This is a genomic window from Hydrococcus rivularis NIES-593 (assembly GCF_001904635.1).
GTDB lineage: Bacteria > Cyanobacteriota > Cyanobacteriia > Cyanobacteriales > Microcystaceae > Hydrococcus > Hydrococcus rivularis.
Map to the genome: position 1 here is coordinate 85,699 of NZ_MRCB01000003.1, position 21,973 is coordinate 107,671.

Consider the following 21,973-nt stretch of genomic DNA (forward strand, 5'->3'; position numbering starts at 1 on the left):
AGCAGTTGGTTATGAAGGAAAATTCTTGGCAGGAAACGCGGCAGGAGCAAAATAACGAACGAGTGAGAACAAAAAATCCCCCCAGCGATCGCAAACTCCCCAAAAAACGATCCTCTCCCCAATACCTCAAACCGCTCGTGACGGGTTTGATGATTTGCCAGACGATTTTAATGGGATTGCCAGCTCTTGCCACAGGAGAAAAAAATGCGCTTAGTTACAGCCAACTGCTAGAGAAGCTGGAAAAAGGTCAAGTTAGTAAAGTCGAACTCGATCCAGCCAATCAGATAGCAAGAGTTACCTTGGTAGGTCAGGGCGAAAACGAATCTCCCCAAGAAGTCCAATTATTCGAGCGGAACCCAGAATTGGATGCGCTGCTGACGACAGCAAAAAATGTTGAAGTAGAGAATCGCCCTACGGCAGATCGTTCGGCAGCTATCGGGTTAGTCACTAACCTATTAGTCCTGTTTTTACTCTTAGGAGTCGTCATTGCGATCCTGCGCCGTTCTGCTAGCGCCTCCGGACAAGCGATGAACTTTGGCAAGTCTCGCGCTCGCTTTCAGATGGAAGCGAAAACGGGAATTAATTTCCAGGATGTTGCTGGAATAGAAGAAGCCAAGGAAGAATTGCAGGAAGTTGTTACCTTCCTCAAACAGCCAGAAAAATTTACGGCAGTTGGAGCCAAAATTCCCAAAGGAGTATTGCTCATCGGCCCTCCCGGCACAGGAAAAACCCTGTTGGCCAAAGCGATCGCGGGAGAAGCAGGCGTTCCCTTCTTTAGTATCTCCGGTTCGGAATTTGTCGAGATGTTCGTAGGAGTGGGCGCTTCGCGAGTGCGCGATTTATTCAAAAAAGCCAAGGAAAACGCTCCCTGCTTGATCTTTATCGATGAAATTGATGCCGTCGGTCGCCAGCGCGGCGCTGGGATTGGCGGTGGCAATGACGAACGAGAACAAACCCTAAACCAGCTACTCACCGAGATGGATGGGTTTGAAGGCAATACGGGCATCATCGTGATTGCTGCCACCAATCGTCCCGACGTTCTCGATTCGGCGCTATTGCGTCCGGGGCGTTTCGATCGACAAACGACCGTCGATTATCCCGATTTGAAAGGACGGTTGGAAATTCTAGAAGTTCACGCCCGCAACAAAAAAATTGACTCGGATGTCTCTCTAGAAGCCATCGCTCGTCGCACGCCGGGTTTTACGGGAGCCGATTTGGCCAACGTCCTTAACGAAGCCGCTATTTTTACAGCGCGGCGGCGCAAAGAGGCGATGACCATGCAAGAAGTTAACGATGCGATCGATCGCGTTGTCGCCGGGATGGAAGGAACTCCCTTAGTCGATAGCAAAGCTAAGCGCCTGATTGCCTATCACGAAATCGGTCACGCGATCGTCGGAACGCTGTGTCCGGGTCACGATCCAGTGGAAAAAGTAACTCTAATTCCCAGAGGACAAGCCAAAGGGTTAACTTGGTTTACGCCCGATGAAGAACAAGGCTTGATTTCGCGATCGCAACTATTGGCTCGCATTACCGGACTCTTAGGCGGAAGGGTTGCCGAAGAAATTATCTTTGGCGAGTCCGAAGTTACCACAGGAGCAGGTAACGATTTAGAGAAAATTACTTATCTGGCGCGGCGAATGGTCACTCGCTTTGGCATGTCTGAGTTGGGGCTAGTCGCCCTTGAAGGCGAGAACGAAGCGGTCTTTTTAGGCAACGATCTCGTCAACAAGCGGGCTGAATATTCAGAAGCAATTTCCTCTCGCATCGACGCACAGGTACGAGAGATTATCAGTCATTGTCGCGAACATGCCCGATCGATTATCCAGGAAAATCGCGCCTTGGTCGATAAGTTGGTCGATCTGTTGATCGAGCAGGAAACTATTGAGGGAGACCAGTTCCGCCAACTGGTCGCTGAATACAGAAAGCTAACTCAAGAGCAGCTAGTCACTCCTGCGTAAACTAGCCTTATACCATTTTTCATTCATTAATGACACAGATAGTCGATCGCGAAAACCTGAAAATTGGTATTATCTCGCCTACCCCCCCATGCTATACCTAGTGACGAAAAACCCTGCTTGACAGCAGGGTGGATTGGCAAGAGGAAAACCGTGACAAGAGCAGAAGACTCGAATTCGATCCGATCGAGAAAAAACTTTTTGCGAGTAGGTTGATATTGTTTAGAGTAATTGGCGCGATCGCGTCATGTCAGTCCCAAAACTCAAAGAAATTCGACCGATCGAAGTAAGGTTTTGTTTCTTTGTCAGTGGAAAAAAGTAGAATATCCTCGAATCGCGAATCGACACAACAATCGTTACAATCAAAGAGAAGTCGGACAAAAGATAGAAACTCAATGATTCCTACCGTAATTGAAACTTCAGGTCGTGGCGAACGCGCATTTGACATTTACTCTCGACTGCTGCGAGAGCGAATTGTCTTTTTAGGGCAGCAAGTTACAGACGAGTCGGCTAACTTAGTCGTTGCCCAATTGTTATTCCTAGAAGCAGAAGACCCTGAGAAAGATATTTATCTGTATATCAATTCTCCCGGCGGTTCGGTATCGGCAGGTCTGGGAATCTTCGATACCATGAATCAAATTCGTCCAGATGTCTGCACTATTTGCATCGGATTAGCAGCTAGTATGGGCGCTTTTCTCCTCAGTGCCGGAGCAAAAGGCAAACGCATGAGTCTTCCTAATTCTCGGATCATGATTCATCAGCCTTTGGGAGGTGCCCAAGGACAAGCGACTGATATTGAAATTCAAGCCAAGGAAATTCTTTACCTCAAAAACTTGCTCAATGAGCATCTTGCCAGCCACACGGGACAACCTCTAGACAAAATCGCAGAAGATACCGAACGCGATTTCTTCATGTCTGCGGAGGAAGCAAAAACCTACGGGTTAATCGACCAAGTGATTAATCGCCGCCCCTCTGCTAGCCATCCACCCGCAGTAGTTAACGGTCAGTAATTGGGAATTATTTGGCGAGAAGGTGGCTCGGAGAGCGGGAGACTGGGGGACTCCGAAACAGTAACTGTAGGTAAATCTCTAGGTTTTTTTAGATAAACCCGCTTCTACTAACTACTATCGGCTAACCATTCCCAATTCTTTCATCAAATCATCGAATCACTGGTAATTGCCTTCTGCATAAAAGCCTTACTAACTGGGTAAACTCTCCAAATAGCGAAGAAAGTCGAGCAGTTCTTCATCGTTAAGCAAGTGGCGCGATCGCTTTCCGTAAGCTTCTATCAAGTATTCGCGCCCTTGTTTGTCCGTCCAACCCAAACGCTTCATTTGAACGGTGGTTTGGAGCATCATCTCATCAAAAGATAAGGTGGGCGATGGAGTTGCAGTTTCTTGCGGAAGTTGAGCCGATTCCGAGACAACTTCGCTCGCTTCGGCAGTTTCCTGAAAGCTTAAGCGAGCTTCCTCAGGATCTGAGGTCATAGATTCGCGGAAACTAACATTCTCCTGGGATCCCTCGGACTTGGCAAACGCGCCAGTGGTTTGAGCGGAAGTGACTCCGTTAGATAGTAAAGGTAGCGATTCGGACGATTCAACTTTATCTTGAGCTTGGACGAACGCTGGAGTGCGGTCTCGCCCGGACAAGCGAAGCGCATCCTCCTCCAAGTTGTCTCCCGAATTCCTTTGGGCGCCTGCAAGCGAGTCCGAAATGGTTCGGAGTCGGTCGGTTGTGGAACTTTGAGATGAGGAAATTTCGGCGCGATCGATCTTTTCAAGCGGTTGAGAAACGGCTGTTTGAGATTCTCTTGTTTTGACGCTTTCAGTTTTCGGAGTTTCTGTTGCTGTAACTTCTGAAGGAACGATTATTGCCTCATCGATCTCCAAAATGGCTAAAGCTCTACTTCTTGCCCGATCTTCTGCTTGTTCGACTGTATCGGCAGCAGCTAAACCTGTAGCGACGGTCATGCCTCCCACTTGTACCAAAGCTCTGACGATGTATTTGTCGCGATCGATTTGCACTAGCTCGCTGATGAGGCTGGCGTGAGGATAGCGTTTTCGGAATTGCGTCAACATAATACGATTTTTCTCACTAAAAAATTATCTCGCTCAAACAATGAGATCTTAGTACTAATTTAGTACTAATTGAGCTTAAAGGTTGAAGAAAAGAGAAGCAAAATGTCTCCTCTATTGGTAAAATTAAAGACTAAATGAAATGTCCTCTGGAAAAAAATGCTGAGGGGTTATCTACAGTTTGACAATAATAAAACCTCAGCATTAGCCCTTAAACCGCTTAAACTATTCTAGTTTGCTGAGAGATGGCTCTCAAAATTATAATAGGGCTACAACTCCCTGCGGACAAGGTCATTTTAGCTAGCTGCAACTTCACAAAGTTATTGCAGCTGCGCGAGCTTGGAGCGCACTGAACGATAACCGCCAGCTAGAGTCCTCCCTAGCCAAGTAAAAAGCTAGAAAATTTTTTTTGCATTACGACAGTTCTTATAGTCGAATCTTGTATGTCGCCTCTCGATCTGCCAATGATAGATTTAGAAAACTGCATGATGAGGAAATTTACCCGATCGCAAAGTTAGTTGGGAACAATCGGTTAACGCAACGGTCTGCGATCGATTGACGGCTGACATTTTTGAATTGGGTTTTCTCATTAGCAATGCTAAAAAGTAGTAGCTCATAAGAGCAGTTGCTCGGAAAATCAGAATTAAACACAGAAGGATTATTTTAGATGGAATTTTCAATCGCTACATTACTATCCCATTTCAGTGAAGATAAATTAGTCGCCGCTAAAGTTTTAGAAAAAAAACTCGGTTGTGAAGATGAAGAAAGTATCCAGGAGTTGCAAATTGTCCTAGATGCCTTAGAACGAGTTGGGATATTGGTTAAAGAACGAGGAAAATATCGTCGAGTCCAGGAAGAAAATGTCGTAGAAGCTAAGCTGCGCTGCTCCAGTAAAGGCTTCTGCTTTGCCATCCAAGACGATGAAGATGCCGACGATATTTACGTTAGAGAAAGCCATCTCAGCAATGCCTGGAATGGCGATCGCGTCCTCGTTAAAATCATCAAAGAAGGCAGTCGCCGTCGCTCTCCAGAAGGAGAAGTCAAGCTCATCTTAGAAAGAGCCAACCCTTCGCTGTTAGCGCAAGTCAAACGCGACGATAGCAAATACCGTGCCGTTCCCCTAGACGACCGACTCTTGTTCGAGTTAGACCTCAAACAAAATGGCAACAATCTAGAAGAAGCCGTCAATCATCTCGTTCACGTCTCGGTGGTGCGCTATCCCATCGGACAATACGGGCCGCTAGGAAAAGTAACTCGCATCCTGGGAAGCGATGCAGAAGCAGCCGCAGATACGGATATCGTTTGCTGCAAGCACGACCTGCCCCAAACCTTTATGCCAGAAGTTCTCAAAGCAGCAGAGAAACTGTCAGAAGCCTCCATATCAGCCGAAATCAAAAAACGAAAAGACCTCAGAAAGTTACTGACCTTCACCATAGAAGAAGACATAGAAAGAGATCATCCCCCCTTTATAGAAAATGCTTTCACCCTCGAAAAACTGAGAGGGAAAAAATGGCAATTGGGCATTCACATCAGCGACGTTGCTCACTATATCGAACCGGATTCTCCCTTAGATAAAGCAGCCAAAAAGCGCGGCACGGCAATATATCTCGGACAAAAAGTCCTGCCCCTGTTTCCAGAAGCCGTCACTCGTCTGTGTTCGTTTGCTCCAGATGAAAATCGGCTAGCTATCTCAGTCCTAATGACCTTCGACGAGACGGGTCAACTGCTTGAATATGAAATTTTACCGACCGTTATTAGGGTAGACCACCAACTCAGCTACCAGCAGGTGCAGTCTTTGCTCAACAATCCAGAAGCGATCGAACCGGAGATGGCAGAGGTCGTCGATCGCCTCAAGCAGCTATTTTTTAATCTCAGTCCTCTAATCAAAGCTCAAAGAATCCAGCGAGGCAGCTTTGAGATTCTTTCAGAAACGTCATGCCCTTATAAAGATGAGGGAAGAATCGGTGCCATTCTGGTGTCTTCCGCCCTGCCAGTTCGTTCTCTGTTGACCGAGTTGACGGTATTGACAGGAAAAGCGGTAGCCGATCACCTCTTTGCCCTCGGCGTACCCGGAATTTACTGCGCCCAGCCGGAACCGGATTGGGATGAGTTGGAAGATGTCCTGAAATTGGCAAACAATCTGGGATTAGACCAACGCTTAGAATCTGAGGAGGAGATTACTTCCCGCGACTATCAAAATTTAACCCAGGCATTCTCGAAAGCGCCTTGCGTTAGAATCTTGAATCATTTGTTGCTATCGACGCTCAAGTCAGCCAAATACAGCAGCCATCCCGCGCCGCATTTCGGACTAGCCTACGAAGATCGCTATACTCATTGCCTTTCGCCGGGACAGCGCTATGGCGATTTGTTAGTCCAGAGAGTGCTGAAGACGATATTTGCAGAAGGGCGCGATCGCCGTCAGAAACAAGCAAAAACAGGCGTTAATCTCGGCAGTAGCACCAGCCATGGCAAAATCAACTGGAATGTTTTGCCTCCTCAAACCCAAGAAAAGCTAGAAGAAGAATTACACGCGATCGTCTCTCACCTCAACGATAGAGAAAAACTTGCCGAGGATGCAGAAAAAGACCTCCAAGGCTTAAAGAAAGCCGAAAAAATGAAGGAACGCACCGGACAGGTTTTCCGGGGCTTAATCACCGGAGTGCAATCCTATGGCTTCTTCGTCGAAATAGAAGACCTGTTAGTCGAAGGATTGGTTCACGTTAGCTCGCTCAAAGACGACTGGTACGAATATCGTTCTCGCCATAGCTGTTTGGTGGGACGCAAAAATCGCATCGCCTATCGCTTAGGAGATGAAGTCGAAGTAGAAGTAAAAAGCGTCGATTACTACCGCCAGCAAATTGACTTAGTAACTGTTGGTGGCGGCAGCGCCGCGAGTAACGAAGATTTAGAAGAAGACTAGAAAGAAGGGATGGGGACGGAGGGCGGAGGAGAAGGAGTGGGGGAAGTAGGGGAAACAAGGAACTAATGACCAATGACCAATGACTAATGACAAACAACCAATGAAGACAGAAAAGAAGATAAGGAAAAATCCATTTAGATTGCTTTTGCCTTTTGTCTTGTGCCTTTTAACATTACTAACAGGTTGCGTTCGCTATGAAGTAGGCATTAACTTCGATCATCAGCATCGCGGAGAAATCGTTCAACACATCAAATTAGAACAACAACTCACTACGCTAGGCGGTTCGGAAGCAATTAAGTGGTTGAATAGCATAGAACGACGAGCCGAACAATTGCAGGGAAAAACCGAACGGATTTCCCCGCAAGAAATTATTGTCACGATTCCCTTTGGGAACGGACAGGAACTCGCGAAAAAGTTTAACCAGTTTTTTAAGGCTGACGAACAAGTCCCTTCTGGGACGGTCGCGAGCGAAACGCTCGACTTAGTTCAGCTCAATTCTCAAATGTCCGTACAGCAAAATAATTGGCTGATTGTGGAACGCAATAAATTAAATCTAAACGTCGATTTACGCGCTCTAGGCGTTCTCTCCAAGCAGGGAAATATTATTGTCAGTCCTGGGTCTTTGATCGATTTAGAGTTGGCTTTAAATACCCCTTGGGGCGCACGCACTACGGCAAATAATTTCTTGACTCCAGAAGTTGGTGAGACAAAAAATCAGCTAATCTGGCACCTTCAACCCGGTCAAATCAATACCATTGAAGTCGTATTCTGGGCACCAAACTATATGGGATTGGGAACAATTGGGATTGTCTTGTTGATGCTAGCGGGTTTCTATCTAAAATACGGGCGTTTGCCTTGGGTTGAGGAAGCGAGAGCAGCAATTGGCAATTAGAGCTTGATAAGTGCGAATTGACAATTGTTTGGTTATTGTCGCTGGAATACTACGAATCCGTTTGCTGGGGTGCCTGCAATTCGGTTGGCATTATGCGATATCGTGCGATCGCAACCCAGAATGAATAATACCAATTCGCAAGTCTATTTATTTTTACACTGGGGTGCTAGGATTCGAACCTAGGAATGGCGGGACCAAAACCCGCTGCCTTACCGCTTGGCTACACCCCAACGATATCGCCTTGTTTATAGTAGCAGCTAATCGCTACAGAGTGTCAAGTCCTTCTAAAAATTTTTTTGAGTTTGGGCAAAACCTTATAAAGTGAGTCAAGAGACGATAAGTATATCAGGCGGTTTGGTGTTTGGTCTGATTCCCAATGACTTCCATCAACTGGTTCAGTCGATCGAGCAGGGCACCTGGTTTGCTCGCAGTGCTGAAGTCATCGGCAGTCCTTGGATGCGATGGACGGTATGGCTGCGGATTCCAGGAGATATCATTTTTGCCATCGGCGCGCTGACAATGTTTATCTTTACCGTAAGGGCAATTGTTGCCCTCTTCCACTTTCCGGTACAAACCATCCCACCAAAGCTAGAGGCTTCAAGGTAATAATATCAATTTTCTCTTTTCTAGCTACCGATGAAGAGAGAGGTGTGGGAGGTGTGGGGAGTATAGGTGGATTAAACAAGGAATTCATAGCAGGCATTTTTGAAAACGGTATAATTTCGGAGCCAACACCGAGATTTTAGCGCCAAAAATATTCAAAAATTCCCATGCCACCGCGAACTTTCGTACTGTTGCGATCGACTTCTTCGGTGAAATTAAGATCGTCGATTTGCGTAACTCGCCCAAGCGATAGACCTTGGCTAGATTTGATAACTGAGGCGACATCTGGCTGTGCTTGAGTTGACTTACCCTGCAAGCAGTTATCTTTGAGCAGTCGATTGTAGGTGCGATAGGGAATGTAGTGAAGAGGATTGTAACCAGCGAAGCGTAGAATGAGAACGCATGCCCAAGAGTATTTTCCAGCCAAGATTGCTTCGACAATTTGCTCGAACTGTTCGTCAGTCATAGCTTTGGTCTGTTTGGCTTGGTTATAAGCTAGTTTTTGACCCATTGTCGCGTTTTCTCCTCAAAGATGACAGTTAGTTTAAGAGTTCTATTCCGTCAGAATTAACCACAATTGGCAACCGTAGCTTTCCGGATTTTTGAGAAATTTATCTGCTTTCCCAAGAAAAGTGTTATTTTCTCTACCATTTATAGGATTTATGACAATATCTGTTACAATCCTTGCGGTTACTGTTCCCTAAAAATAATTTATGACCGACTACTACGTTTCAACAACAGGTAGCGACACCAACAATAATTCTGGAACGATTGACCGTCCGTTTGCCACCTTAACCCGTGCTATCTCCCAAGTGAAACCAGGCGACACAATCTATGTGCGCGGTGGCGTTTATTATCCCGAAAACGGAATCTGGGTAGGTGAGAATCGTTCTGGCACCGAGGATGCTCGCATCACCATTCGCGCCTTCGAGGGCGAAAAACCTATCCTAGATGGCAGCAAGTTGACCGAAGGGTCTTCTCTCGTTCACCTTGACGGTCAATATATCGATTTTGAAGGCTTTGAAGTTCGTTACGCTCCGAAGAATGGGATCTCTGTTTGGGGAGGCGATGATATACGCATATTAAATAACACCGTACATAATACCGAAGATACGGGGATCTTTGTCGGTTACGATCGGTCTGACTCTCGCCCGACAGATATTCTCATTGATAACAACACGGTGTATCGCGCTACCCTCAAGAACCAAGACCGTGATTTTTACGGGGGTTGGGGTCAGGGAATCAGCGGCTTTGGCAACAACATTACGATTACCGATAACCGAGTCTTTAATAACTTTGGTGAAGGAATTGGTATTTCTGGCAGTAAAAATAGAGCCTCTGGAAATGTCGTCTACGACAATTACGCGGTTGAAATGTACGTGTTGAACGCGATCGACTCTGTAATAGAAAACAATCTCATCTATAACACGGGAAATCGCGAGTTTTGGCGCACTCAAGATGGAGGAAACACCTGGCATCCATCGGCAGGCATACAGATGGGCAATGAATTTTCTAGTACCAATGTGCTTGGGACCAATCTCGATCGCAATATTGTCCGCAACAACATCGTCATTGGTGGGTCAGCGGGTTTTTTCTATGGCAATTACGAAAAAGGCGGCGGTCTGAGAAACACCCAGGTGATTAACAACACCTTCTATCAAGGCACCCAGGAGTTACTTCACGTTGACGAGGATGAAGGTCACGTCAATACCACCTTTGCTAATAACATCTTCCATCAAACAAATGGAAGGACGATGGCTTATGTGCCTAGTCTCGACGGTCTCAATTTTCAGCAAAATCTTTGGTACGACAGTTCTACGACAGTAGAAATAGCTTCTGTATCGACATCCGATCCTGACGATCTCCAAGCCGATCCCTTATTAGTCAAACCGGGTGGCTTTAAAGCCGAAGATTATCAATTGCGGACAGGCTCCCCTGCCATCGACGCTGGAACTTCTCAAAATGCTCCCACCAACGACTATTTAGGCCGCGCGCGCCCGGTTAACGGTCGCCATGATATCGGAGCTTGGGAATTTACTGGCAGCAATCCTATTCCTGCTAGCACTGAAGCTAGTGACGGTACGCCCACGACGAGTGGCACGGGCAATGACACTCTCAGGGGCGAGGCTGGCAATGACACCCTCATTGGCGGCAGTGGCAGCGATCTTCTAAAAGGCGGCGCGGGCAATGACACTCTCATTGGCGGCAGTGGCAGCGATCGCTTCTACTTCGACATAAACAGTGCTTTCAATCGAGCCGTTATTGGCGTTGACCGCATTAGGGATTTTGCCTCTAAAACTGACAAAATTATTCTCGATCGCACTACGTTCGCGGAATTAAGCGGCACTGCAAAAGAGTTTGCTGCTGTTGCCAACGATACGACAGCAGCCACTAGCGCCGCCAAGATCGTCTATAGTCGCTCTACCGGAAATTTGTTCTACAATCCTAATAGCTCTGGCAACGGTTTTGGATCGGGAGGACAGTTCGCTGTGTTGAGTGATATTCCAACGCTTACCGCTTCTGATTTTCTCATTCAAGCCTAGAGGGATCGGAGGACTTGTATGTATACTTTTGGGTTTATTGCCAGGTGTAAGTCTAACGAAGCATCTGTCAGAATTCTTCAGTACACGAAGCCTGCCCTTGAGCGTTAGCGAAGGGTTCCGTCTAAAATGACAAACCATATTAAATTCGGTTGAACAAACATCATAACCAGTAGTACCAGCTTCTAGCTCGCCTTCGAGCAAGCATGAAAAGCGAGCAAGACGTATGCGCTTACGCGCAGGCTACGATGAGCGCACTACCTGATTGACTGACAAATCTTTGTTTCCTCATCCCTAAATCCCTTCTCCCACAAGGGGCGAAGGGACTTCAGTTCAAAGTCTTCAGTGGAAAGCCTCTCCCGCTCTGGGAGAGGCGTTGGGGTGAGGGCGATTTGAGTTTGGTCACTCAACTAGGCGCACTACATATTATGGTCAATTAATAAACGGATTTAATATCATCCCTAAATTCAGCAACGCTACTAGGGGATTTCTACTTCCGACCAGAGACGCTCTAATTGATATTGCCAAGCGGCTAAAAATCGTTGTCTTTCCTGGGGATCTTGCTGTAAACCGCCGAGCATTCCCTCCTCGTACATGCGCTTGAGGTTTTGTAGCGTTGCTTCGAGGCTTTGCCCCTGGAGTTTGGCAGCTTTGATAATTTGGCGGATGCGCTTTTCAATCAGTAGGTTGAAACATTCTTCCAACCCTTTTTCTTTTAAAGACACTAATTTCACGATCGCGCCTTTAAAATCTTCAGTCGTTAGAGTGGGGCAGCTATGTTGAAAAACTCCCCACAAAACATCCTGATAGAGCGCATAGCGAACTTCTTGGGTCAGATCGAAGTTAGCTTCGAGGATCTGCTCTAGAAAGGATTGTACTTCTTGTGCCGGAGCGATCGGCAGCAATAGCCTCAGCCAAGATTTATCTTCAGAAAGAATGACTAACAAGCGCATTTGAGGAGTATTCACCTGCCACGAGTCGGCAGTAGGCATCTCTACGGTATCGACACCGAAATATTCACTAAGGATGGTTGCGATTTGTTCAGATTGCACGATTAGATTTTTAGTTTTGAATCTAGAACGACTAATTGAGTACAATTTCAGAAAATAGTGAAATTATAATTTTCTAAAGTTGGCTATCTGAAATTGCGATCGCAGCCCGATAGAGAACTCTAAAGGGTTGAAATCTAATATGTTAAGTCAAATTACTTCAGCCCCGATCGATTATTTAAGTTTGGCGCTCCTCCTGTTGGGATTCGCCAGCTTCTTCTTAGGATATCTGATAAGCCGAAAACAATTAAAGGCAGCACTGACCCACTCAAAAAAAATTTTCGAGCAAGCGGCGGTAGGAATCGCTCAAATAGCTTGCGATGGCAGATTTTTAGAAGTCAATCAAAGTTTGTGCGAGCTTCTGGATTATACTGCCGAAGAACTTTGTCAGTTGCGATTTACCGATATTATTTACCCCGACGATTTTGAATCCGATTGCACCTGGAGACAAGGACTTTTAGACGACAAAACATCAAGCTTATTAAAAGAAAAGCGCTACATTCGCAAAGACGGAGCGATTATTTGGTGTCAGATCGCCATCTCGGTAGCACGCGACAAAGTAGGCAACCCCGAATACTCGATCGCCATCATTACAGATATTAGCGATCGCAAGCGAACAGAAGCAGCCTTGCAAGAAAGCAAAGAACAATTTCGCAACTTAGTCGAGACAAGCAGCGATTGGGTATGGGAAGTCGATGAAAACGCGGTTTATAGCTATGCTAGTCCCCAAGTGCGCGATCTCTTGGGCTACGAACCGGAAGAAGTCTTGGGCAAAACTCCCTTCGATCTAATGCCTGAAGCAGAAGCTCGTCGGGTGAGTGAGATTTTCACTACCTTTGTAACTCAACAGCTTCCCTTTCAATGTATAGAAAATACCAACCGCCATAAAGACGGTCGTTTCGTCGTCCTCGAAACCAGCGGAGTTCCGATTTTTGACGCTGATGGCAGATTCCGAGGATATCGCGGCATCGATCGCGACATCACCCAACGCAAGCAAATAGAAACCGAGCGCCTACAGGCAGAGCAGTTATTGAGGGAGAGTCGAGAACATCTCAACAATATTCTCAATTCCCTCCAAGATCTCGTCTGGTCGATTTCTCTGGAGTCTTATCAATACATCTATATCAACTCTGCCGCCGAAAGCATCTACGGTCGTACTATCTCAGAATTCTTAGAAAATCCAAACTTGTGGCTAGAAGCCGTTCATCCCGAAGATCGCCAGCAGGTTGAGACAGCTTCCCGCCTCGTAATCGAGCAAGGCATCAGCAAAGATCTCGAATATAGAATCGTTCGTCCCGATGGAGAAGTGCGTTGGATTCGCGATCGCGCCCAACCGATTTACGACTGCTCCGGGAAACCGATTCGGATCGATGGAATTGCTACCGATATCACCGAAAAAAAGCATGCCCAACAAGCCTTGCAGCACAGCGAAGCTCGCAATCGCGCGATCGTCGATGCCATGCCCGATTTGATTATGCGAGTTCGGCAAGATGGCGTGTGTCTTGACTTCATACCGCCAAAAGAGTCAGAGGCAAGGACTTTTCTTCCGATTGAGAAGTCCCTCTGTGAGGTTTTGCCGCCTCAATTGTTAAGGGAGCAATTACAGGCGGTCAAGCGGGCTATAGCTACAGGCGAATTGCAAGTTTACGAGCATCAACTAGAAAAATGCGGCAAACTCTCCTATGAAGAGATAAGGATTTCTCCGCTGAGCGAAGAAGAAGCGTTGATCGTAGTGCGCGACATTAGCGATCGCAAGCAAGCAGAAATAGATTTACAAGAGAACGAAGATCGCTTGCAGCAGATTATCAGCACAATTTCCGACGGTTTGCTCGTCGTCGATCTCGATGGCAAGGTGCGGTTTGTCAACCCGGCTGCCGAATCGCTTTTCGGACTTTCTATGGCAGAAATTTTAGACCGTTTGTTTGGCTTGCCATGCGTAGTAGGAAACACTGCTGAAATTTGTATCCAACAAAAGACAGGAGAACTGATTACTGCTGAAATGCGAGTGAGAGAAATTAACTGGCAAGGAGAAACCGCCTATCTCGTCTCTCTGCGAGACATTACGGAACGCTACAAAGCCGAACAAGCCCTACAAAAGAGCGAAGAAAAATATCGCCAGATCGTAGAAACGGCAGCCGAAGGGATCTGGGTACTCGATCGCGACGGTAACACCAGCTTTGTCAACTCGCAAATGGCTCAGATGCTGGGCTATACCATCGAGGAAATGATGGGCAAAAATTTATTGGCTTTTCTCGACGAGGAAGGTAGGGCAATTGCCATGGCTCATAGAAAGCGACACCTTCAAGGAATCCGAGAAAGTTTCGATTTCAAGCTCCGCCGCCGCGATGGAACCGATTTATGGACGATTTTATCTAGCAATCCTTTATTTGACAGCGAAGGGAATTATGTCGGAGCGTTGGGCATGATTACAGATATTACCGATCGCAAGCGGATAGAGCAGGCACTGTACGAGAGCGAACGACGGCTAGAAGGAATTCTCAACTCCATTCAAGATGTGGTTTGGTCAGCCTCAGCAACTACGTTGAAGACTCTTTATATCAACCCGACTGCGGAAAAAGTTTTCGGTCGCTCCGCATCGGAGTTTTACAACCATCCCACCCTCTGGTTTAAAATCGTGCATCCAGAGGATAAAAAACAGGTGAAGTATTATCTCAAACAGCTACACGAGACTGGCAGTCTCGAAATGGAATATCGCATCGTGCGACCCGATGGGGAGGTACGCTGGCTATATAATCGCAGTCAAATTATTTATGATGGTTCGGGCAAAGCTATTCGGATCGATGCCACCGATACTGATATTACAGAACGCAAGCAAGCAGAAGCGCAACTTCAGCGCAATGCTTTTTACGATCCCCTAACCGACTTACCCAATCGCGCTCTCTTTACCGATCGCTTGGAGCACGCACTTCAGCGCCTCAAACGGCACCCAGAGAGTCTATTTGCCGTCTTGTTCCTCGATCTCGATGGCTTTAAACTCATCAACGACAGCTTGGGACATTTGACGGGCGATCGCTTGCTACAAGGTTTTGCCCGTCGATTGAGCGAATGCCTTCGTCCCAGCGATACCCTAGCTCGACTCGGCGGCGACGAGTTTACAATTCTGGTAGAAGATATCAAGACGGTTAAGGAGGCCGTTCTCGTTGCTGAGAGAATTCTCCAGACTCTGACTTTGCCTTTCGATCTCGACGGTCAACAAGTTTTCACCAATACCAGCATTGGTATTGCCTTGAGTAACTCCGATTATCAAAGCTCGGAAGAGATCCTGCGAGATGCCGATACTGCCATGTATCGGGCAAAGGCACAGGGGAAGGGATGTTATGCCGTATTTGACCCGAAAATGTACCTGCTTGCCGTATCTCGCTTGCAGCTAGAAACCGATCTGCGACGGGCAATTAACCAGCAAGAGTTTTTAGTTTTCTATCAGCCGATCGTGTCGTTAAAAAGCGGGAAAACTACAGAATTTGAAGCCTTAATTCGCTGGCAGCATCCAGAGAGAGGATTAATCTTGCCTGCCGAATTTATTCCCATCGCCGAAGAAACGGGCTTAATCGTTCCCATCGGTCAGTGGATGCTCAAAGAAGCTTGCCAGCAAATGCGGACTTGGCAGGAGCGATTTCCACAGCAACTTCCTTTGAAAATTAATATCAATCTTTCCGGCAAACAGCTTCGAGGGACTAATTTCATCGAGCAGATCGATCGCATTTTAGCCGAAACGGGTTTGGATGGAAGTGCATTAAAACTAGAGATTACCGAAAGCTTGCTGATAGAAAATGTCGAAGTTGCTACCGATTTACTCTTAGAATTAAGAAAGCGAAAGATTGAGTTGTGTCTTGATGATTTTGGTACGGGCTATTCATCGCTAAGTTATTTACACCGTTTTCCCGTCAGTACCATTAAAATCGATCGCTCTTTTATAAAGCAAATGAAGCCCGAAGATGACAGCAGCGAAATTGTTCGAGCGATCGTTGCCCTGGCTAACATTTTAGGCATGAATGCGATCGCCGAAGGCATAGAAACCTCCGAGCAACTCGAACAACTCAAAAAACTTGCTTGTCAAAAAGGACAAGGCTATCTCTTCTCAAAACCGCTCAGTAAAGAAGATGCAGAAGCACTTCTTCAAAAAAGCAGGAGTCGGAAGTAGGGAAAGTGTTGGGAGACTGGGAGACAAGGGGACGGGGGATAATGAACTACTAACCACTGTACGGCCGGGTTTATCTAAAAATTCTAGAGATTTACCGACACTTACTGCAAAAAACCCGCCCCTACTACTAACTACTCCCCAATCTAAAATCTAAAATCCTTTCATCCACAATCCTTTCATTGAATGACCCAACAAGGAAATTTAGTCGAACTTGAAATCACCGACCTCAACAGCGATGGCGATGGAGTCGCACGAATAGACGATCGCGTCGTTTTCGTGCCAGATACCGTAACGGGCGATCGCGCTTTGGTGCGATTAGTTCAGATCAAACGTCAATATATCCTGGGCAAGCTTCACCAACTGATTCAAGCCTCTCCCCACCGCATTCGTCCTCGCTGTATCGTTGCCGATAAGTGCGGCGGATGTCAGTGGCAGCATATCGACGATGGCTACCAACGCATCGCTAAACGCGATCGCGTCATTCGGGCACTAGAACGCATCGGCGGTTTTTCTCGACCCAATGTCGCTCCCATTCTAGCCGATGAGGCTTCTTTGGGCTATCGCAATAAAGCTACCTATCCTCTGGGCCTCTCTGCAACTGGTAAAGTACAAACGGGATACTATCGACGCAACAGCCATCAAATCGTTAACCTCAATCAATGTCCGGTACAAGATCTCCGTTTAAATCCCCTCTTGGCAGAAATTAAGCGGGACATTCAACAACGGGGTTGGTCGATTTACGATGAAAAACGCGATCGCGGACAACTACGTCACCTCTCCCTCCGCATCGGACGGCGGACGGGAGAAATATTGCTGACGTTAGTTAGTACGGATTGGCATCTCAAAGGCATTCAAGAACAAGCGCAAATCTGGTTAAAACGCTATCCGCAGCTAGTCGGAGTCGCCCTCAATCGCAATCCAGAACGCACTAACGCGATTTTTGGCAGCGAAACGCGCACCATAGCGGGAAAGCCTTACATAAGCGAAATCTTTGCCGGACTTGAGCTGCAATTACGTCCCGAAACGTTTTTTCAAGTCAATACCGAAGTGGCAGAAGCCTTATTAAATAGGATTATTGAAAAACTCGATTTGCAGGGCAATGAAGTGTTAATCGATGCCTACTGCGGAATAGGGACATTTACCCTACCGCTAGCACGACGAGTCAAGCAGGCGATAGGGATCGAAGTGCAACCAACTTCAGTAGAGCAGGCAAAACTGAACGCACAAATTAACAACATTGCCAATGTCAGTTTTATAGCTGGAGCGGTAGAAACCGTCTTGCCTCAACTAGAAGCGAAACCCGATATCGTGTTGGTCGATCCTCCCCGCAAAGGTTGCGATCGCGCTGTTATCGATACACTACTGCAAATTCGACCCTCTCAATTAGTTTATATCAGTTGTCAGCCAGCAACTTTAGCGCGGGATCTCAAACTCTTCTGTCAAGATAGTAGCTATCGATTAATTTTTGTTCAACCCGCAGACTTCTTTCCCCAAACTGTTCACGTTGAATGTGCGGCTTTTCTTAGACACGAATCGACAAACATGATATGATCGTATTAGTCTAAGGCTAAATACTAATAATCTCTTCAGTAATCTTTCTAGTCGAGGAGAGATATGGATTAGATTTACTCATAAACTCATTGGCAAACCATTTAACGGTAACTCTAATGATGGTTTTCTATAGCATCTCAGACGAAAAAGCCAAGACTATTGAAACTTCTAAGATCGAATAGAAACCATGAGCAAGAAAATGGAGGAACCGTATTTACAAGTAGTTCCTGAAACCAACCCTCCCCAATTAAAGTCATTTAACTTTAAATAAAAAGGGCTTGAAAATAATGAATGCATCGATCGCTTTCTTTGGAACCAAAAAAGAACTTAAAAACTTTAAGGAGGGGGTGGGGATCGTATAAAGGTTTGCGTTTTTGCGTAATTAGCCTATGACTGATGGGAATCTTACCTAAAAATCTGCTGACAACAGACAACTCATCTTGCTGTTATGTTGCGGCTACTCTTATCGCTCAATTCGGTTCATTTAATCACAACTAGAGGTAAAGAGCGTGATTGCCATTTCACTGCCTGCCACTAGAGGAAGTTGGAGTACGATGAGCTTCACTTCTACCCTCTATCTTTATCCAGTTCTCGATTTACTACTTGCCAAAATTCCTTCCCAGTTGCAGCCAGAAATCCGACTCGGACTCCAAGAAGCCCTCGTTAACGCAGCCAAGCACGGCAATAAATTAGATCCCAGCAAAACAATCGTGGTTCAATTTGCCATCACCAAAGATGGATATTCTTGGATAATTTCTGATGAAGGCTGCGGGTTTTCGCCTGATTGCGATTGCGCTTGTCAACCAACCGAATTATTGCCTTCAGACGACTATGAAAGCGGTCGAGGTTTATGTCTTCTCCATCAAATTTTCGATCGCGTTCAATGGAATAGAGAGGGAAGCGAACTCAGGCTTTGCAAGCAAATAAGAAGAGGAAGACTCAATCCCCTTCTTTGTTAATTTATTTAGATAGTTATATTTTTCCTGCGAGCGTCTCGAACTCAGACTATTGCTTGGTGCTATGGTTTCCATGAGTCGGACAGGGAGGCGCAGAAATAGAACGGTCTAACCAACCTACTGCTTGATTCAACCGGACTAGCGCTTCTTGAGGTTGTTCTTTAAGCAGAAAGACTAATGCTGCCGACAATTGTTGTCCCGCTTGCGCTGGACGATTAGCTTTGAGACAATGCCAGTCATTCGGCGCGATCGCCAGACGTTCTGCTAAAGCTTGAGCAAGTTCCAGAGTGCTAAAAGCTTGGAGAGCCTCTGTTTTTGACTGTTGAGCGGGAAGAGTCATAGGAAAATTAAATTTTCGATTTTGGATTGGGGTAAGGGATAATTGAGAAACCTAGAGCTAACGATTTCTATCTCTAGTTTAAGTTCAAACCAGAATCGTGGAATAATGTCCCCAGAAAATCCCAGCCAGCCAAACGGAGATAATGAAGAATTCGAGCAAGAACTGATGAGAGTAGAGCGTTCTTTGATAGCTCTCAAACAGCGTTACGCTCAAGTACAACGGGATAGTCAGCATCAGACAGAACTTCAGCAACGCGAGCAACAGCTTCAGCAACAATGGCAAAGAATTCAGTCGCCTGAGTTAGAAAAAGAATTACAGCAAATTAAAGAACACCTTCAAGATTTAGAAGTTTCCTTAGAGAGCGCTTTACTGTCGGATCGCCATCTCAAAGCCTTATTCTGGGAAGGAGTGCGACGCGGCTTAATGGGAGAAGTCTTCTGGCAAATCGTTCGCTTCGGAGGACTAGGAGTTGTTCTAGGGTGGTTGCTCAAGTCCTGTGCCCGATAGCAGATATGACATCACATAGAAATGGAAAATTGTCAAGAAAAAATCAGCTTGTCTATCGCCGCTTAATCGAAAGTTTACAAATTCCTGCTAAAAACCGTCATTAATTTAAATTGTTAGTAAAGTTAGTCCACTTACGTAGCGTTTGCGTGGATTTACTGAATAAGACTTTCTATAATGAATTTCAGAAACGGACTAGGGCACATTACCTAGTCCTAAAAGAAAGATTTTTACTGTTGGGGATATTATAACTGATGAAATTCAGAAATGCATTAGCCTGCGTAGGCGTAATGGCAGGCACTTATTTTGTCCTTTCGGCTACTTCTGCTCAAGCTGCCATAATAAGCTCTGGAACATACAAACTCAAAAATCATCCTGTTGGAGCGTTCCAACCACCTGCATACGGTCTGCGTCTCGATGGGTTACTAACCAGAAATACATTTGTAGCAGGAGGTGCTACCTACTCAAATGAAATTTATACCTTCGATTTCGAGAATTCCCAGTCCGAAATGTTCTTGACTTATGATGAAGGAGCTAAAACTATCCGTATCTTCGGAAAAGCATTCGGCGGCGAGGATATCGGCGGCACAAATCCCAGCGATCCCAACAACGGTTATAAATCTGGTACCGCGGCAGTTTGGAATATTGACTTTACCTATAAAAACGTTACCCAGGTTTTAGGCGATGACGATTTAGAAGTGACGGGACTATCTAAAGAGTCTTCCTATACAGTTGGTTCTGGAACGATATCATCTTCACTGGGAACGTTCAATCTGTCCTCTCAGGCTGACGAATCTGGGCTGTTTTTCCGCTTAGGCAATGAAAACGACGATTTGGGACACAGAGGATTTTCGGGAATTTCTGGTTGGGGTTGGATCAATCATGTTAAAGACGATCCCCATCAAACCCAGCCCAATTACACAGATCATCACATCGCTGCTTCCGACTGGATATTCACGGTTGGACCCAAAGTATCGGTTCCCGAACCCACTTCTATTTTAAGCTTACTAGCAATCGGCACTCTAGGGGCGGGTTCTCTGAGAAAGAAGAAGCAGGATGCCTAAAATTTAGGAAGCTTCGCCAGCAAATTCCTTAATCCTCCAATCGATCCTACGCACTGATTTACAATACAAGGGTGGGCAATTGCTCGCCCTTATTTTTATTTTTACTAATCAATCTAGCGGAGGATAATGAGGTCGATAGCGTAGTAATATAAAATACAATTATATTACAATCGGGCTGTTATGACCTCTCAATTTGAATATGGCTCCATCTCCAGCTTGCAGGAAATACAGCGGCTGGGAGAAATTATCCAACAGTGTTTTGGCGGTTCTCCTAACGACTGGGAGCGTTACCTCAATCGCATCGGCGCTGAAAATTTCCGTGTCCTCCGCCAAGGGGAAAGAGCGATCGCAGGCTTAGGGATTTATCATATGGGGCAGTGGTATGGCGGTAAAATCCTATCGATGGCGGGAATTGCCGCAGTTGGCGTACCGCCAGAAGATCGCGGCAAGGGAATCGCCTACGAATTATTAAGTCGCGCAATTGAAGAACTTTATCAGCTGGGAGTTCCCATTTCCGTGCTGTATCCCGCCACTCAAGCACTCTATCGAAAGGTGGGATACGAACAAGGCGGAAGCTTCTGTCGCTGGGAATTATCAGTTGCTAGCATTTGGCTACAAGAACGCAATCTTTCCATCTATCCCGTCAGTCCAATTAACTATACGATTTTTGAGGACATCTACAACCAACAGGCTCAGGTTAATAATGGTAACTTAGTTCGCCATCGAGCGATTTGGGAGCAAGTGCTCGAACCTCCAAAAGAAGAGGCAATTTATGCTTATCTTATCGGTTCTGAGAACGAACCTGAAGGCTACATAATTTTTACTCAGAATCGAGAGAAACAAGAGTCAGCGATCGAGATTAGAGATTGGGCAATCCTAACAGCATCAGCCGCCAAGCGCTTGTGGACGTTTTTAGGCGACCATCGCTCCCAAATCGGTAAGATATCTTGGCGCGGTTCGCCATTTGACCCCTTCCTGCTGCTTTTACCCGAACAAACAGCCAAAATCATCGATCGCATGAATTGGATGCTGCGAATAATTGATGTGCCTTCAGCTTTGTCAAAGCGGGGTTATCCGATGGGGTTAGAGGCTGAATTACACTTAGAAGTTCGGGATGATTTATTAGCTGCTAACAATGGTAAATTCTGTCTAAGTGTATCCGAGGGACGAGGTGAAGTCACTAAAGGCGGAAAAGGTACTTTCCAAATAGATATTCGTAGTTTAGCGTCTCTTTATACAGGTTTCTTAACTCCCCAGCAACTGCAACTTCTAGATAGACTGAAGGCGACGCAAGAAGATTTAGAGACGGCAAGATTGTTATTTTCTGGTTCTCATCCTTGGATGGCAGATTTCTTTTAGATT

At 46.0% G+C, this 21,973-nt stretch carries 15 protein-coding genes, 1 tRNA gene and 1 pseudogene; 12 read left to right on the plus strand and 5 right to left on the minus strand.

Going from position 1 to position 21,973, the window contains the following annotated elements; translation table 11 throughout:
- Positions 1-11: 11 nt before the first annotated feature.
- Both ftsH and clpP read left to right on the plus strand, forming a co-directional pair.
- Positions 12-1,958, plus strand: coding sequence for an ATP-dependent zinc metalloprotease FtsH (gene ftsH, locus NIES593_RS04310; protein WP_073598411.1), 1,947 nt, complete (start codon positions 12-14; stop codon positions 1,956-1,958).
- Positions 1,959-2,263: 305 nt separating this feature from the next.
- Entirely contained in the window at positions 2,264-2,965 is a 702-nt protein-coding gene (clpP, locus tag NIES593_RS04315) for an ATP-dependent Clp endopeptidase proteolytic subunit ClpP (RefSeq protein ID WP_281250700.1), read from the plus strand.
- Positions 2,966-3,154: 189 nt separating this feature from the next.
- Here the strand turns inward: clpP and NIES593_RS04320 are convergent, their stop codons facing one another.
- Positions 3,155-4,033 carry a hypothetical protein gene (locus NIES593_RS04320; protein WP_073598413.1) on the minus strand — a complete coding sequence of 293 codons (879 nt, stop codon included), beginning with the start codon at positions 4,031-4,033 and terminating at the stop codon, positions 3,155-3,157.
- Positions 4,034-4,697: 664 nt separating this feature from the next.
- Here NIES593_RS04320 and NIES593_RS04325 point away from each other — a divergent pair.
- Both NIES593_RS04325 and NIES593_RS04330 read left to right on the plus strand, forming a co-directional pair.
- Positions 4,698-6,950, plus strand: a complete 2,253-nt coding sequence (locus NIES593_RS04325) for a ribonuclease R family protein (RefSeq protein ID WP_073598414.1) — start codon at positions 4,698-4,700, stop codon at positions 6,948-6,950.
- Positions 6,951-7,050: 100 nt separating this feature from the next.
- A complete protein-coding gene (locus NIES593_RS04330) occupies positions 7,051-7,842 on the plus strand; it encodes a DUF3153 domain-containing protein (RefSeq protein ID WP_073598528.1) in 792 nt (263 codons plus the stop codon).
- 158 nt (positions 7,843-8,000) lie between these two features.
- Here NIES593_RS04330 and NIES593_RS04335 read toward each other — a convergent pair.
- Positions 8,001-8,072, minus strand: a tRNA-Gln gene (locus NIES593_RS04335).
- A gap of 118 nt (positions 8,073-8,190) precedes the next feature.
- Here NIES593_RS04335 and NIES593_RS04340 point away from each other — a divergent pair.
- Positions 8,191-8,448: pseudogene (locus NIES593_RS04340) on the plus strand (nitric-oxide reductase large subunit); the annotation flags it as partial.
- A gap of 136 nt (positions 8,449-8,584) precedes the next feature.
- Here the strand turns inward: NIES593_RS04340 and NIES593_RS04345 are convergent.
- Positions 8,585-8,956, minus strand: a complete 372-nt coding sequence (locus tag NIES593_RS04345; RefSeq protein ID WP_073598415.1) for a HetP family heterocyst commitment protein — start codon at positions 8,954-8,956, stop codon at positions 8,585-8,587.
- Positions 8,957-9,158: 202 nt separating this feature from the next.
- On the opposite strand from NIES593_RS04345, the gene NIES593_RS25100 reads away from it, so the two are divergent.
- Complete coding sequence (locus tag NIES593_RS25100) at positions 9,159-10,988, plus strand: right-handed parallel beta-helix repeat-containing protein (RefSeq protein WP_073598416.1); 1,830 nt, start codon at positions 9,159-9,161, stop codon at positions 10,986-10,988.
- Between the two features lie 476 nt (positions 10,989-11,464).
- Here NIES593_RS25100 and NIES593_RS04355 read toward each other — a convergent pair whose 3' ends face one another.
- Positions 11,465-12,037 carry a hypothetical protein gene (locus NIES593_RS04355; protein ID WP_139253622.1) on the minus strand — a complete coding sequence of 191 codons (573 nt, stop codon included), beginning with the start codon at positions 12,035-12,037 and terminating at the stop codon, positions 11,465-11,467.
- Positions 12,038-12,176: 139 nt separating this feature from the next.
- Between NIES593_RS04355 and NIES593_RS04360 the strand changes: the two genes are divergently transcribed.
- From NIES593_RS04360 to NIES593_RS04370, 3 genes are all read left to right on the plus strand, one after another.
- Positions 12,177-16,196, plus strand: coding sequence for a sensor domain-containing protein (locus NIES593_RS04360; protein ID WP_073598417.1), 4,020 nt, complete (start codon positions 12,177-12,179; stop codon positions 16,194-16,196).
- 183 nt (positions 16,197-16,379) lie between these two features.
- Positions 16,380-17,747, plus strand: coding sequence for a 23S rRNA (uracil(1939)-C(5))-methyltransferase RlmD (rlmD, locus tag NIES593_RS04365; protein ID WP_073598418.1), 1,368 nt, complete (start codon positions 16,380-16,382; stop codon positions 17,745-17,747).
- A gap of 509 nt (positions 17,748-18,256) precedes the next feature.
- Positions 18,257-18,706, plus strand: a complete 450-nt coding sequence (locus NIES593_RS04370; RefSeq protein WP_073598419.1) for an ATP-binding protein — start codon at positions 18,257-18,259, stop codon at positions 18,704-18,706.
- A 46-nt stretch (positions 18,707-18,752) separates the two neighbouring features.
- Here NIES593_RS04370 and NIES593_RS04375 read toward each other — a convergent pair whose 3' ends face one another.
- Positions 18,753-19,043: a DUF6439 family protein gene (locus NIES593_RS04375; protein WP_073598420.1), complete on the minus strand. Its 291-nt coding sequence runs from the start codon at positions 19,041-19,043 to the stop codon at positions 18,753-18,755.
- 105 nt (positions 19,044-19,148) lie between these two features.
- Here NIES593_RS04375 and NIES593_RS04380 point away from each other — a divergent pair, with 105 nt between their 5' ends.
- The 3 genes from NIES593_RS04380 (at position 19,149) to NIES593_RS04390 (ending at position 21,970) form a co-directional block, all read left to right on the plus strand.
- On the plus strand, positions 19,149-19,550 hold the full coding sequence (locus NIES593_RS04380; protein WP_073598421.1) for a sll0565 family protein: 402 nt from the start codon (positions 19,149-19,151) through the stop codon (positions 19,548-19,550).
- Positions 19,551-19,801: 251 nt separating this feature from the next.
- Entirely contained in the window at positions 19,802-20,611 is an 810-nt protein-coding gene (locus NIES593_RS04385) for a PEP-CTERM sorting domain-containing protein (protein ID WP_073598422.1), read from the plus strand.
- A gap of 180 nt (positions 20,612-20,791) precedes the next feature.
- On the plus strand, positions 20,792-21,970 hold the full coding sequence (locus tag NIES593_RS04390) for a GNAT family N-acetyltransferase (protein ID WP_073598423.1): 1,179 nt from the start codon (positions 20,792-20,794) through the stop codon (positions 21,968-21,970).
- Positions 21,971-21,973: the final 3 nt, after the last annotated feature.

Bases quoted from the DNA above. Each gene is read 5' to 3' on its own strand.
- ftsH (WP_073598411.1), top strand. From the start codon at position 12: ATGAAGGAAAATTCTTGGCAGGAAACGCGGCAGGAGCAAAATAACGAA.
- NIES593_RS04320 (WP_073598413.1), bottom strand. From the start codon at position 4,033: ATGTTGACGCAATTCCGAAAACGCTATCCTCACGCCAGCCTCATCAGC.
- NIES593_RS04325 (WP_073598414.1), top strand. From the start codon at position 4,698: ATGGAATTTTCAATCGCTACATTACTATCCCATTTCAGTGAAGATAAA.
- NIES593_RS04330 (WP_073598528.1), top strand. From the start codon at position 7,051: ATGAAGACAGAAAAGAAGATAAGGAAAAATCCATTTAGATTGCTTTTG.
- NIES593_RS04345 (WP_073598415.1), bottom strand. From the start codon at position 8,956: ATGGGTCAAAAACTAGCTTATAACCAAGCCAAACAGACCAAAGCTATG.
- NIES593_RS25100 (WP_073598416.1), top strand. From the start codon at position 9,159: ATGACCGACTACTACGTTTCAACAACAGGTAGCGACACCAACAATAAT.
- NIES593_RS04360 (WP_073598417.1), top strand. From the start codon at position 12,177: ATGTTAAGTCAAATTACTTCAGCCCCGATCGATTATTTAAGTTTGGCG.
- rlmD (WP_073598418.1), top strand. From the start codon at position 16,380: ATGACCCAACAAGGAAATTTAGTCGAACTTGAAATCACCGACCTCAAC.
- NIES593_RS04375 (WP_073598420.1), bottom strand. From the start codon at position 19,043: ATGACTCTTCCCGCTCAACAGTCAAAAACAGAGGCTCTCCAAGCTTTT.
- NIES593_RS04380 (WP_073598421.1), top strand. From the start codon at position 19,149: ATGTCCCCAGAAAATCCCAGCCAGCCAAACGGAGATAATGAAGAATTC.
- NIES593_RS04385 (WP_073598422.1), top strand. From the start codon at position 19,802: ATGAAATTCAGAAATGCATTAGCCTGCGTAGGCGTAATGGCAGGCACT.
- NIES593_RS04390 (WP_073598423.1), top strand. From the start codon at position 20,792: ATGACCTCTCAATTTGAATATGGCTCCATCTCCAGCTTGCAGGAAATA.